General features: G+C 63.5%; 15 protein-coding genes. 4 read left to right on the top strand and 11 right to left on the bottom strand.

Annotation, left to right across the window (positions count from 1 at the left end):
- Nucleotides 1–86: 86 nt before the first annotated feature.
- The 3 genes from E3T27_RS08085 to E3T27_RS08075 form a co-directional block, all read right to left on the bottom strand.
- A complete protein-coding gene (locus E3T27_RS08085) occupies nucleotides 87–362 on the bottom strand; it encodes a hypothetical protein (RefSeq protein WP_134572210.1) in 276 nt (91 codons plus the stop codon).
- Between the two features lie 15 nt (nucleotides 363–377).
- Nucleotides 378–1,025 (bottom strand): FMN-dependent NADH-azoreductase, encoded by a 648-nt coding sequence (locus tag E3T27_RS08080; RefSeq protein WP_134572209.1) that lies wholly within the window; start codon nucleotides 1,023–1,025, stop codon nucleotides 378–380.
- Nucleotides 1,026–1,223: 198 nt separating this feature from the next.
- Nucleotides 1,224–1,901 (bottom strand): DUF8185 domain-containing protein, encoded by a 678-nt coding sequence (locus E3T27_RS08075; protein ID WP_104197809.1) that lies wholly within the window; start codon nucleotides 1,899–1,901, stop codon nucleotides 1,224–1,226.
- 68 nt (nucleotides 1,902–1,969) lie between these two features.
- Here E3T27_RS08075 and E3T27_RS08070 point away from each other — a divergent pair, with 68 nt between their 5' ends.
- A complete protein-coding gene (locus E3T27_RS08070) occupies nucleotides 1,970–2,845 on the top strand; it encodes an acyl-CoA thioesterase (protein ID WP_241992180.1) in 876 nt (291 codons plus the stop codon).
- A 9-nt stretch (nucleotides 2,846–2,854) separates the two neighbouring features.
- Here E3T27_RS08070 and E3T27_RS08065 read toward each other — a convergent pair whose 3' ends face one another.
- The 7 genes from E3T27_RS08065 to msrA all read right to left on the bottom strand — a co-directional run bounded on the left by E3T27_RS08065 (nucleotide 2,855) and on the right by msrA (nucleotide 8,193).
- On the bottom strand, nucleotides 2,855–3,571 hold the full coding sequence (locus E3T27_RS08065) for an anti-sigma factor (RefSeq protein WP_134572208.1): 717 nt from the start codon (nucleotides 3,569–3,571) through the stop codon (nucleotides 2,855–2,857).
- Nucleotides 3,568–4,077, bottom strand: a complete 510-nt coding sequence (locus E3T27_RS08060; protein ID WP_104128928.1) for a sigma-70 family RNA polymerase sigma factor — start codon at nucleotides 4,075–4,077, stop codon at nucleotides 3,568–3,570. Before E3T27_RS08060 ends, E3T27_RS08065 begins: the two co-directional genes overlap by 4 nt.
- A 91-nt stretch (nucleotides 4,078–4,168) precedes the next feature.
- The gene (locus E3T27_RS08055) at nucleotides 4,169–4,639 is read right to left on the bottom strand and encodes an acyl-CoA thioesterase (RefSeq protein ID WP_104197807.1); all 471 of its coding nucleotides are present in this window, start codon (nucleotides 4,637–4,639) and stop codon (nucleotides 4,169–4,171) included.
- 18 nt (nucleotides 4,640–4,657) lie between these two features.
- Complete coding sequence (gene ettA / locus E3T27_RS08050; protein WP_104197806.1) at nucleotides 4,658–6,340, bottom strand: energy-dependent translational throttle protein EttA; 1,683 nt, start codon at nucleotides 6,338–6,340, stop codon at nucleotides 4,658–4,660.
- A 5-nt stretch (nucleotides 6,341–6,345) separates the two neighbouring features.
- The gene (locus E3T27_RS08045; RefSeq protein WP_241992179.1) at nucleotides 6,346–6,888 is read right to left on the bottom strand and encodes a DUF6993 domain-containing protein; all 543 of its coding nucleotides are present in this window, start codon (nucleotides 6,886–6,888) and stop codon (nucleotides 6,346–6,348) included.
- A gap of 41 nt (nucleotides 6,889–6,929) precedes the next feature.
- A complete protein-coding gene (locus E3T27_RS08040; RefSeq protein ID WP_134572207.1) occupies nucleotides 6,930–7,460 on the bottom strand; it encodes a single-stranded DNA-binding protein in 531 nt (176 codons plus the stop codon).
- A 208-nt stretch (nucleotides 7,461–7,668) separates the two neighbouring features.
- Nucleotides 7,669–8,193 carry a peptide-methionine (S)-S-oxide reductase MsrA gene (msrA, locus tag E3T27_RS08035; protein ID WP_104197803.1) on the bottom strand — a complete coding sequence of 175 codons (525 nt, stop codon included), beginning with the start codon at nucleotides 8,191–8,193 and terminating at the stop codon, nucleotides 7,669–7,671.
- A 152-nt stretch (nucleotides 8,194–8,345) separates the two neighbouring features.
- Between msrA and E3T27_RS08030 the strand changes: the two genes are divergently transcribed.
- Nucleotides 8,346–8,621 carry a DNA mismatch repair protein gene (locus E3T27_RS08030; protein WP_104197802.1) on the top strand — a complete coding sequence of 92 codons (276 nt, stop codon included), beginning with the start codon at nucleotides 8,346–8,348 and terminating at the stop codon, nucleotides 8,619–8,621.
- 107 nt (nucleotides 8,622–8,728) lie between these two features.
- Nucleotides 8,729–9,505: a hypothetical protein gene (locus tag E3T27_RS08025; protein WP_134572206.1), complete on the top strand. Its 777-nt coding sequence runs from the start codon at nucleotides 8,729–8,731 to the stop codon at nucleotides 9,503–9,505.
- A 66-nt stretch (nucleotides 9,506–9,571) separates the two neighbouring features.
- Here E3T27_RS08025 and nadE read toward each other — a convergent pair whose 3' ends face one another.
- Nucleotides 9,572–10,408: an ammonia-dependent NAD(+) synthetase gene (nadE, locus tag E3T27_RS08020; RefSeq protein ID WP_104197800.1), complete on the bottom strand. Its 837-nt coding sequence runs from the start codon at nucleotides 10,406–10,408 to the stop codon at nucleotides 9,572–9,574.
- A gap of 638 nt (nucleotides 10,409–11,046) precedes the next feature.
- Between nadE and E3T27_RS08015 the strand changes: the two genes are divergently transcribed.
- Nucleotides 11,047–11,818: DUF222 domain-containing protein (locus tag E3T27_RS08015; RefSeq protein WP_241992178.1), on the top strand; the 772-nt coding region annotated here is incomplete at its 3' end.

Below are 11,818 nucleotides of genomic sequence, written 5' to 3'. Positions count from 1 at the left end.
GCCGGTGGGCAGGCCTGCCAGGCCGGAATCGTCGCCATGCAACGCATCAACGTGAGCGGTGTCGGCCAGCAGCATCCTGACCAGGATCAGTTCAGCGTGCGCTGCAGACGCTCTTCGAATTCGGCCGGGCGGGCGAGGATCCAGCTGCCGACCGCGATGATCACGGGAAGCCCCAGAACGAGCAGGGCGACCTGGGGCCACGGCGGTGCGAAAGGCAAAAGACCGACCAGCCCGAGCATGGTGGGCCCCAGCAGGCCGAGAATTCCGCCCAGCACCGCCCCGGTGCCGGTCAACAGCACGGCCTGCCAGAAGGCAACGTTGCGGCGCAGCCCTGGATGTGCGCCGACCGCACTCAGCGTCACGTCGTCGCGGCCCCCTCAGCCCAGACGGCGGGCGGCCCGGGCAGCGGACTCGTGCGCCGCGGCCAGCTCTTCGTGTTGCGTGTCGACCTCGTCGGCGGGAGCACCGAACCGTTCGCTGAGCGTGCGGGTGGCCACGATCGTCTCGACGGTCATTCCCAAGGCGTTCGCCAAAATCAGGGTCAGCGCCGGTAGCGCGTGATCGTCGAACTCCGTGGAGGTTCCCGGGTCGTAGACCGCGCCGCGAGTGGAAACAAGTACGGCCGGGCGACCAGCGAGGGGCTGCTGACTGGTCGGGTCGTCGAACGGAGCGGTCACCGTCGGCAGGTGAATGTAATCGATCCACGCCTTCAGGGTCGACGGCATCGAATAGTTGTATAGCGGAACACCGATCAACAGCACGTCGGCCGCGACAAGTTCCGCAATGAGGAGCTGCTGCAGCTTTTCCTGCTCCGCGCTCGGACGCGCGCCCTCCGGGCGGAGCCGTGCTGGAAAGTGCAGCGCGGCATCGGTCAGGTGGGACAACGGTTCCCGGTGCAGATCACGGTGAACGACGGTGTGTTCATTGCTCAGACCGCGCCAGGTATCCGCGAAAGTCGCCGTAATCGCACGCGAGCGCGAGGTCACGAGGTCGGCGGACGAATCGAGCTGCAACAGTATCGGCATGCCCCACAGCCTAGGGGCATCCAACGCACCAGCCCCTGTCGCTGCTGTGGTGACTTCGGATGCAAGCGGGTTACGGCGTAGATACCACCAAGGCCGCCGGCCTGTGGAGAATCCATGATGTGGGCCGTCCGGTGACGGCCGACAGCGGCAGTCCGCCACCATCGAGTCCTCGCGACCGACAGTGCAACCTCTAGCCGGTCAGGCCTTGAGAGTCCACGGCTTGCGTCGCACCAAAACGTGGCCGCGACTCGTGCTGAGGCGGGTCCACAGGCCCGACTCGAACAGGTGCACCGGTTCGTCATCGGCGAGAAAGCCCAGGCTGAAGGCTGCGAAACCGGCCCCGGTCGGTACGAATTCGAGCCCATCGACCTGACGGCCCCAGACCTCAGAGCGCACGCGTTCAACGATCAACTCTCCGGTGCCCTCCGGCACGGCGGCGGCAACCTCGTCGATGCCCTTCCGAGCGGCCGCTTCGAGGTGAGATGCCGGCGTCTGGCCGTGTGGTTCCCAGCCGCCCTTCGGCGGGGAGATGCCGGTCCAGGTCACGGTATTCACCTCCAGCGGAACGGTCACGACCACCGGCACGGTGAGGTCACGCGCGGTGGATTCGAGGCGTTTGAGGCGTTCTAGCAGGGACCGCACCGGCACGACCTTGTCGAGGTCGACCGGCTCCGTCAGGGCGAAGGTGCGCAGCCCGAGCACGGTCGGGCTCGCGTCGAGCAGACCGCGCGGATAGAAAATGGCGGTGTAGACCGCGAGAACGCCCTCGGACGCCATGAGACGCACGGAACCATCGAGGACGCGGCCGGATCGTGAGAGAAACACGATCAAATCGCTGAGGGACTGGGAATCGGTAAGAGTGAATGACTGGCTCATCACCTCCTAAACTACCAAGATACGAAACATCCGCGTGCCGCGGTCGCGAACTTGCCCGAGGAGACAGCATGCACAAGCCGATGGAAGGCCTCCTGGCCGTTCTCGATCTGACCGACACCGGTGCCCGCACCAGCGAAGATATCTTCACCGGTCCGTCCCAGTGGATGCCGCTTGGCCGCGTGTTCGGCGGGCAGGTCCTGGCCCAATCGCTGGTCGCCGCGATGCGCACCGTTCCTGACGAACGCCACGTGCACTCCATGCACGGCTATTTTCTGCGTCCCGGCGATGTCAAAGCGCCGATCACCTTCTCGGTCGAGCGCATTCACGATGGTCGCTCGTTCTCCACCCGCCGCACGCAGTGCTACCAAGAGGGCGTGCCCATCCTGTCGATGATCGCCTCGTTCCAGGACGCCGATGAGGGCCTGGAGCACCACATCGAGATGCCGAAGGATATCCCCGACCCGGAGAGCCTGCCAACGGCATCCGATGCGCTTGCACACATCGATCATTCGGTGGCCCGTTACTGGGCGAGCGAGCGCCCCTTCGATATGCGGCATGTCCCCTCACCGATCTACCTCAAGGTGAACGGTGAGCACACCTCTCGCCAAGCCGTGTGGATGAAGACTTTTTCTCCTTTGCCCGACGACCCCGATCTGCACCGCGCCGCCCTGGCCTATGCCAGCGATTATTCGATCATGGAGCCGATCATGCGTCGGCACGGCATCGCCTGGTCTTCCCCCGGCCTCAAGGTCGCAAGCCTTGACCATGCCATGTGGTGGCACCGTTTCGGTCGGGTCGATGAATGGCTGCTCTATGTGCAGGATTCACCGAGCGCTCAGGGCGGCCGCGGCCTGGCCACGGGCAGTATCTTCAGCCGCGACGGCGTGCTCCTGGCCACCGTTGCGCAGGAGGGCATGCTGCGCGTCCCCATCATCCTCGACTAACTCGAGCACCTACCAGGTCGGTGTGGATTCCAACAGCACCCGCTCGTCGGGCATCCACCGAATATCCACACTGGCGATATCGTTCTCCGCCACACTCGTGGTGCCGATAGCGTTGATCGTGCTTCCGGGACCAGCGATCCAGCTGGCGACGAGGGTCTCCTGCCCGTCCCGGTCGGTCACGAAGAGGGCGTAGGCCTGCGGACCGAAATCGTTAGCGCTCGTGGCATAGCTGCAGTTCGCGTCGATCCGGGTGCCCCAGTCTTCGCCGGCAAGGCGAAAGGATGCGGTGAGCGGGCTGGGAACCACCGCGGCCATAGCCACGGCCGGTTCGGTAACGCTCGCGCCCGACTGTTCGAGCCACCCCGGTACGACGAGGGCAGCGGATGCCGCGATCGCAGCGGCCGCGACCACGGCTCCGGCGGCGAGCAGACGGGCGCGCCGGACACTGGCCCGCGCCGCCTGCACCAGGCGGGGCAACAGGGTGGCGGAGTGCGCGGCATCCGCTCTGGTCTCGGTGGACGTCTCGGTGGACGGGCCGAGCTGCAATGCCTGATCGAGTGGGACTTGGGCCAGCAGCCCCGGCAAGCCGACGAGGTGCGCGACCGCCTGGCTGCAGGCGACGCAGTCGTTGAGATGCCGTTCGTAGTCCCGGCGGTCGCCCGGTGACAGGGCGCCGAGCATATACGCGCCGTCCCAGTCGGCATATAGATCTGCTGGAGTGTTCATCGCTCCGTCACTCCACGTTCTTGCAGTGCGAGTCGCAGGGCTCGCAGTCCATAGTGCAGCCGCGATTTCACGGTGCCTTCGGGAATGATGAGGTCGCGCGCAGTCTCGGCCACGGATTGGCCTCGATAATATGCGCAGACAATGACCGCCCGGTGGTCGGGAGAAAGATCGTGCAGCGCGTCCGCGACCAGCCAGGCATCGAGCAAGGCATCGGTTTGATCGTCGGTGGGCACCTCGGGCAGTTGGTCGGTGGGAATCTCATGGCGGGCACGGGCCGAGCGCCGATCATCGATCACCAGGTTTCGGGCCACCGTGAACAGCCACGCGCGCGCAGACACTTCGGTCTGGTCGAGCAGGCGAGGGCGCTGCCACGCTCGAAGCAGCGTCTCCTGCACTACATCATCGGCAAAGGCCGGATCCTGCGTCAACCGTACGACATAGCGCCACAAAAGCGGTGCGTGTTCATCGTGCAGTGCCTGCAAGAGTTCGGCGCGCTCATCGGCCATAAGTACCTCCCCTGCTTAACACGCGGTGAACGCGTGTGTGGTTCAGTAGTACCGGTATTACGGGAACTCTAGCCGCAGAGCGCGGCGATTATCACCGCCGCGCGAACTCGATCGGTGCATCGAGGTAGGGCGTCCAGGCCGCCCGCTCCGTGTCGTTGATGCGGCGCGGGCGTTCGCTCGTCGCGTCGACGAGCACAATGGTGGTGTTCGCCCGGGCGTACAGAACCTCGGGTGTGACGCCCTCCGGGCTGTATACCTCGTAGCAGACATCGAGGCTGGCACCGCCGAGTTTGCCGAGCCAGAGTCTCACGTCGAGGGGCTGGCGCAGGTAGGGCACCGGCGCGAGGTATTCGATCTCCTGGCGCGCGATCAACGTCAGGGTCGACGCCCCGGGGCGACCGTCGAGCACGGCCGTACTCGCTCCGATCGCTCCGTCGTCTTCGGTCACCCAGAACGCCAGGATGCGCGCCTCCTCGAGCAGGCGCAGCATCTCAGAATTGTTCACGTGGCCGTAAGCATCGAGGTCGGACCAACGCAGGCGAATCGGTACGTGCAGCTTCACCAGATTTCCCTGTTCTGTTTAGTCGCGGGTGAGCTTGCGATACGCAGAGCGGTGCGGCTTGGCTGCATCCGGGCCGAGCCGCTCGATCTTGTTCTGCTCGTACGACTCGAAGTTTCCCTCGAACCAGTACCAGTTGGCCGGGTTGTCATCCGTTCCTTCATAGGAGAGGATGTGCGTGGCCACCCGGTCGAGGAACCACCGGTCGTGAGTGATCACCACGGCGCAACCGGGAAACTCGAGCAGCGCGTTCTCGAGCGAGCCGAGAGTTTCAACGTCCAGGTCGTTCGTGGGCTCGTCGAGGAGCAGCAGGTTGCCGCCCTGCTTCAGGGTGAGCGCCAGATTCAGGCGGTTCCGTTCACCGCCGGAGAGCACACCGGCCTTCTTCTGCTGGTCTGGACCCTTGAACCCGAAGGTCGACACGTAGGCGCGCGACGGAATCTCGGTCTTGCCGACCTGGATATAGTCTTGGCCGTCCGAGACGACCTCCCACAGGGTTTTGTTCGGGTCGATGCCGCCACGGTCTTGATCGACGTAGGAGATGTCCACCGTTTCGCCGATCTTGAGCTCGCCGCCGTCGAGGGGTTCCTGGCCGACGATGGTTTTGAACAGGGTGCTTTTTCCCACGCCGTTCGGGCCGATGATGCCGACGATGCCGTTGCGCGGCAGTGTGAAGCTGAGGTTCTCGATGAGTATGCGCCCGTCGAACCCCTTCTCCAGCTTGGTCGCGTCGATCACCTGGGCGCCGAGGCGCGGGCCGACCGGAATCACGATTTCTTCGAAATCGAGCTTGCGGGTGCTTTCGGCGGCGGTGACCATCTCTTCGTAGCGAGCCAGTCGCGCCTTCGACTTCACCTGGCGGCCCTTGGCGTTGGAACGCACCCACTCAAGTTCGTCGGCGAGACGACGCGACAGCTTCGCGTCCTTCTTACCCTGCACGAGCAGACGCTCCTGCTTCTTCTCGAGGTAGGTGGAGTAGTTGCCCTCGTACGGGTACAGGTGTCCGCGGTCGATCTCGGCGATCCACTCGGCCACGTGGTCGAGGAAGTACCGGTCGTGAGTGACGGCGAGTACAGCGCCCGGGTACTTGGCGAGGTGCTGCTCGAGCCAAAGCACGCTCTCGGCATCGAGGTGGTTGGTGGGCTCGTCGAGAAGCAGTAGGTCAGGCTTCTGCAACAGCAGTTTGGTCAAGGCCACCCGGCGCTTCTCACCACCGGACAGGTTGGAGACTTCGGAGTCTCCCGGCGGGGTGCGCAGGGCGTCCATGGCCTGTTCCAGCTGCGAGTCGAGGTCCCAGGCATCCGCTGCATCGATGGCTTCCTGCAGCACGCCCATTTCGGCGAGCAGCGTATCGAAATCTGCGTCGGGCTCGCCAAGGGCGAGGCTGATCTCGTTGAAGCGGTCGACCTTGGCTTTAATCGGTCCGACGCCCTCTTGCACGTTCTCCAGCACGGTCTTGCTCTCGTCAAGCTGCGGCTCCTGCATCAGGATACCGACGGTGTAGCCCGGGGAAAGTCTCGCTTCGCCATTGCTGGGAGTGTCCAGGCCCGCCATGATCTTGAGGATGGTGGACTTTCCGGCACCGTTCGGGCCGACCACACCGATCTTGGCGCCGGGAAAAAAGGACATGGTGACGTCGTCAAGAATCAGCTTTTCGCCGATCGCCTTGCGAGCGCGGACCATTGAGTAAATAAATTCGGCCATAGTGTTTACCAGTCTATTTGCCGGGTGGACCCAACAAGACACAAACCGGTCGACAAAATTGGCACGACCACGCTGTGGAAGCCGTTGCTGGCCGGCCCGATCTGGCCGATCAGGCATTCCCCGGCGAAGCGTACGGAGAACTGGATGGAGTCGGCGGCCAGGTCGGCCTGGGTTCGATCAAAGGTCACCTCTATCGCGGCGCGGTCGAACCCGCCGGCCACGAGCGCATCGATGTAGGCGCGTCCGTCAGCTGCGGGGTTGGCTTTGGTGACGGCGGCGGCGAGAAAGTTGAAGTACACCAGGTTCTCTGCCGCGGTTCCGTCGGGCACGAGCGTCGCGTCAGGCGCCGGTGTGGCCGACGGCTCGGGCGCACCGGAGTTGGACGGCGCCGTGTCGTTAGCGGGGGGTTCTGCTGGGACGCCGGTGCACGCGGTCAGGCTTACCCCGAGGAGGAGCCCAGCGCTCACCATACCCAGCGCGAACCGCGGGCGGCGTGCACGTCGCCGCGCTGTTTTCGCACCCACACTCTGCCATGCTGGTTTCGCCACGCTCAAGATTTGCCTCCCCCAGTCCACGCACGTGGACGATGCTACGAGTCTAAACGGGCATACGCATCCTGATCAGCGTCGATGTCGATCGGAACAAAGCCGTCGTCGGAACGGTCGATCTGCCTACTTTCCGCTTCATACGCGGTGGCTGATTCGGCGGACTCTGCTGGCTCTACCTGTTCTGGCCCGGTCTGCTCGGCAGGGGTTTTGGAGGAAGCATCGCTGCGCACCGGCGTCGTGGTGTACCAAGTGAGGTCGTGTCCGAGAGCGTCGGCCAGAATATCGACGTCAATTCCGGATTTTTCGGCGTTGGACCATGTGCGAATAACCAGTCGGCCACTCACGATGACGTGCTGGCCCTTACTGAGCGACGACGCCGCATTTGTGGCCAACTGGCGAAATGTCGTGACGGAGTACCAGCTGCTCTCGTCCTCAACCCACTCATCTTTCGCGCGGTCCAGATGACTCTGGCGGGAGGCCAGTCGAAAGGACGTGATCGGGGCGCCGTTTTTGCCCACACTGCGGCGGGGGACGGTGCCGATGATTCCGGATACGGTGATGTGGTCGCTCATAGTTTCTCCCGGCACGGTCAGCGCGTGAGGACTCGCACGTCAGCCGCCGAGCGAACACCCGGCGCACGCGACCCGGAAACGGCAACTCGTGCCATTCTTTGCCGTTCCCGGATCGCACACTGTGAGTGTGCCGCTCGGAACGACGCCGCGGCGCACGCTGCGCGCGATCAGTGGAGAACGGGGCAGCGAAACGACTGTGGAGGAGGAACTAGCTGACCAGGTACTCCGAGTACGACTTGCGAATCTTGTTGACCTTGGGCACGGCGACCGCCATGCAGTAGCCCTGTCCGGGATTCTTGGTGAAGAAGTCCTGGTGGTAGTCCTCGGCCTCGTGGTACTCGCCAAGCGGCTCGATCGTGGTCGTGATGCCGGCACCCCACCATTCGGTCGCGCGATCGCGGGCCGTTTCAAACAGCTGCTTCTGCGCGTCGTCGGTATAGAACATTGCCGACCGGTACTGGGTACCCACATCGTTACCCTGGCGATTGAGCTGGGTGGGGTCGTGCAGGGTGAAAAATACATCAAGAATCACGCTGGCCGGAATGACATCGGGATCGAAGGTCACCGCGACGGCTTCGGCGTGGCCGGTATGACCGGTGCAGACCGCTTCATAGCTCGGGTTGGTTGTCGTACCGCCGGTGTACCCCGACACGACATCGCTTACTCCGCGTAAGACCCGATACACGGCATCGAGACACCAAAAACATCCACCTGCGACCACAAAAGTTTGCATCGTATCAGTATAACTCTTTGCTTGCTGCAGCCTCCGGTCGAACCGGCATTCACGCCGCCTGTTCGCCTAAAGCGGATGTCGGTGGTCGCCCGTACGCTCAAAAAACACCCAGGGCGGCTGGGATACTGCGGCATTATTACGGAGGCGCACAAATGACCACTCTCATCGCACCGATTCTTCGCACAGCAATTTCCATCACAGCACGCCCCGCAACGGCACTTCCCACGGTGCGTGGCCGCAACTTCATCCTCGTGCGCGACGGGCTGTGGCGCATTGTCGATCCAGCCGGCGCTGTCATCGGGTATATCGAACACCACGTCGATGTCGACGGCAACCGCTATAGCGCCCGGAGAATCGTCTTCGCGACCCGCACTCGAGACCTCGGCGAGTTCTGTCGCATCGACGATGCGGTGGACTGCTTTCGCTAGTAACGCACTAAGAAGTACACCCTCGTGAGGGCAAGGAGTGCACTTGCCTGAGGGCACGCCGCGTCTGATCCCAGAGAACAGGGTTCGGCACGGATAAAATCCTGCACATGGAATGGTGGAATAACTTCGTAGCCTGGTTTACCGACGTCAACACCCAACCGATGATTTTCACTGCGGTCGTGTTCATCGGCGCGATCGTCATTGCCAGCGTGCTGGCCGCGTTGATCTCGCGCGGAGCCATCAAACGGCTCATTACCCAGCGCGATCGCGAGATCAAGGTGGCTGCTATCGCGACCCTCGTCGATGCCGCCACCGAGGCATCCGTGTGGAATTCGCTCACACCGCAGGAACAAGTCATGAGCGACCGAGCGGTCGCCCAGGCCGATATTCAGGTACGGCTGCTGCCAATTCGCGGATCGGGAATCGCCGCGAACTGGGCTGCCCACGAACTCTACGAACTCAAGCGCACCTCCGCCACGTTCGGTTACCAGCTGGAGCCGGCGTTGGTGGAGTTTCGCGACCGACTGATCGAATGGCAAAACAAGCCCGCCCGCGCACGCAAGATTTTTCAGGGCGATCTCGACCGATGGAAGTTGCAGAACTCCTCTACCGAGAAGAGCCTGCTGGCAGAGCAGGAAGCGTGGGTGGCCCAGCAACACCACGACCAGTACAACCCAACCGATTCGGCGCCCACTCCGATGCGGGCCGCGCCGCTCACACCGGCGGTCGTCAACCGAACTGCTTCGTCCGCTTCGACGGCTTCGACGGCTTCGACGGCTTCGGACGCTTCGACCGAGACCCAGCGCCTTTTGGATGACGTGAACAAGCTCGAGGTGCGCGGCACCGACCCGCTCACGCGCTCCTCGGCGGCCCCCACCCTATAGTCGCTCTTCTCAGACAAACGACGAGCCGGTCGGCGCTTTCTCAGCGCTGACCGGCTCGTGTTTTGTTTACCGCGTCGGCGACGAGTGCCACCACGTGTCGAACAATGACGCAGGTACGCGCCGCTTGTGCTCGGTGCTGAGATAGCGTGCCTCGATGGCCTCGGCCACTTCATCTTCGACCGACCGGCCCTCGAGGAAGTCGTCGATGTGCTCGTACTGAAGACCGAGGTTGGCCTCATCGGTCTGGCCGGGAGTGTGGTCGAGCAGGTCAGCGGTGGGGTCCTTCAGATAAAGCTGTTCGGGCGCACCCAGCTCCATCAACAGGGCGCGGCCCTGGCGTTTGGTCAGCCCGGTCAAGGGCAGAATGTCGGTGCCGCCGTCGCCGTACTTGGTGAAGAATCCGGTCACAGCTTCGGCAGCATGGTCGGTTCCGACCACGAGCAGGCCGAGCTGACCGGCCACGGCATATTGGGCGATCATGCGTGAGCGAGCCTTGATATTGCCCTTGGTGAAGTCCGTCATAGCCACCTCGAGGCTCGCCAGGAATTCACTTTCAAATCCATCGACGGCGAGTTCAATGTTGAAAGTGGCCTGCGAGGGCGGGCGGATAAATTTCAAAGCAAGTTGAGCATCCACTTCGTCCCGCTGCACTGCGTACGGCAGGCGCACTGCCACAAAGGTGGCCGGATGCCCTTCCTCGGTCAGTTCGCCTGCCGCCAGGGCGCAAAGGCGGCCGGCGAGGGTGGAGTCCTGGCCGCCGCTAATGCCGAGCACGAATCCCTGTGCGCCGGTGCGTTTCAGGTACTCCTTGAGAAATTTCACCCGACGGCGCACTTCAGCGGCCGGGTCGATAGTGGGTGACACGTTGAGTTCGGCGATGATTCGCGCCTGGAGTTCTCGCATACCTAAATCTAGCAATCCTCGAGAAATGGTGCTCCCGCCCATTCAAGAAATATGGCTGGTCGCACCCGGCAGATGGGCAGCGAAGGCGACGACATTCTGTCGGCACGGTAAACCAAACGATCCCCTTCCGCCACTGTTCCCGAGAATGCGAAAGTAGTTGCGTTGGGCCACTAAAACGACGAGTTTTTGCCTTCTTGAAAATGAGAAGAAACTTCTGATTTGACATCACTTTTATGCTGAGATTTACTCGCTTTAGTGGTCGATTCGGGCTATAATTGTGGGTGAAGGAGGCACTGACGCCATGACCCTCACCGCCCCGCCCACTGCAACTGGCTCCGTGCCGGAACCCGAGGGTTCTCGGGTTTTCGTCATCGGCCAGGCTGGTGCGTTGCTGGGCTCTGTTTTGGATGGAACACGGTTTGGGCACCTTGATGATGCTGAAGCCATCGCGGTACTGGCGGCGTTGGAAGAACTCGGTCGCAAGGTCGATGGTGCCAGGCTACGAGCCACCGCCGACATCGGCGTGCGCGCTGAGACCGACCGGNCACGGATGCCGTAACCGGGTTGAATTCATCACCCAACTCGCCGGTATCTCCAGCCGTGAAGCTCAACGGCGTCTGAAGCTGGGCGAGACCGTCGTGGAACGCACGCCGATGGGCCTGCCCGTGCCGGCGCGGTACGCGGTCATCGCCGGAGGCCTGGTCAGCGGCGACCTCGGCCTGGAATCGGCAGAGATCATCGCCAGCACCCTCACCGCGCTGCACGGAAAAGTCCTGCAGGACGACCTCGACCGTGTGGAACGTGCCCTGGTCGCCTCCGCGACCGGAGCGATCACCCCGGAAACTGCCGGACTACCCGGAGCCGGCATCCGCTTCACGCCCGACCTGCTGCGGGCGCAAGCACTGGAGTGGCAGGGCCGGCTCGATCCCGACGGCACCGCCCCCAACGACGACACCGTCGAAGCGACAAGCACGCTGACGTTCGGGCTGCTGCGCCACGGCTTATACCCCCTGCGCGCCGACGTCACCCCCGAGCTGCGCGGCATCATGGACACCCTCTTCGACACCTACCTGTCAGCCCGGTCCCGCACGCCACGGTTCGAACCCACCACACCCCTCAACGGCACCGAATCCGGCACCGGCACTGAGTTAGATGGTCTTGACAGCGCAGACCCTGCCAACCCAGACAGCGACCGGTTCAGTGCCGACCCGTTCAGCGCCGACCCGTTCACCGGCGACGCCCGCTACGACGGCGACTCCCGCACCGCCGGCGAGAAACGCGCCGACATCCTCCGCTTCGTCTTCGAAGCGGCCGCGCGCGATCCGAAGACCCCCACCATGGGCGGCGCCGCCACCACCGTCATGATCCACATCAACGCCACCGACCTTCAACACGAACGCGGCGTCGGCT

It is taken from the genome of Cryobacterium lyxosi, from assembly GCF_004403345.1.
In the GTDB taxonomy this organism is placed as follows: Bacteria; Actinomycetota; Actinomycetes; order Actinomycetales; family Microbacteriaceae; genus Cryobacterium; species Cryobacterium lyxosi.
The sequence above is the reverse complement of the archived record's forward strand: the minus strand, read 5'-3'. Positions and strand labels throughout refer to the sequence as shown.

Coding starts and splice junctions, on each gene's coding strand:
- E3T27_RS08080 (WP_134572209.1), bottom strand. CDS start 1,025: ATGCCGATACTGTTGCAGCTCGATTCGTCCGCCGACCTCGTGACCTCG.
- E3T27_RS08075 (WP_104197809.1), bottom strand. CDS start 1,901: ATGAGCCAGTCATTCACTCTTACCGATTCCCAGTCCCTCAGCGATTTG.
- E3T27_RS08070 (WP_241992180.1), top strand. CDS start 1,970: ATGCACAAGCCGATGGAAGGCCTCCTGGCCGTTCTCGATCTGACCGAC.
- E3T27_RS08065 (WP_134572208.1), bottom strand. CDS start 3,571: ATGAACACTCCAGCAGATCTATATGCCGACTGGGACGGCGCGTATATG.
- E3T27_RS08060 (WP_104128928.1), bottom strand. CDS start 4,077: ATGGCCGATGAGCGCGCCGAACTCTTGCAGGCACTGCACGATGAACAC.
- ettA (WP_104197806.1), bottom strand. CDS start 6,340: ATGGCCGAATTTATTTACTCAATGGTCCGCGCTCGCAAGGCGATCGGC.
- E3T27_RS08040 (WP_134572207.1), bottom strand. CDS start 7,460: ATGAGCGACCACATCACCGTATCCGGAATCATCGGCACCGTCCCCCGC.
- msrA (WP_104197803.1), bottom strand. CDS start 8,193: ATGCAAACTTTTGTGGTCGCAGGTGGATGTTTTTGGTGTCTCGATGCC.
- E3T27_RS08030 (WP_104197802.1), top strand. CDS start 8,346: ATGACCACTCTCATCGCACCGATTCTTCGCACAGCAATTTCCATCACA.
- E3T27_RS08025 (WP_134572206.1), top strand. CDS start 8,729: ATGGAATGGTGGAATAACTTCGTAGCCTGGTTTACCGACGTCAACACC.
- nadE (WP_104197800.1), bottom strand. CDS start 10,408: ATGCGAGAACTCCAGGCGCGAATCATCGCCGAACTCAACGTGTCACCC.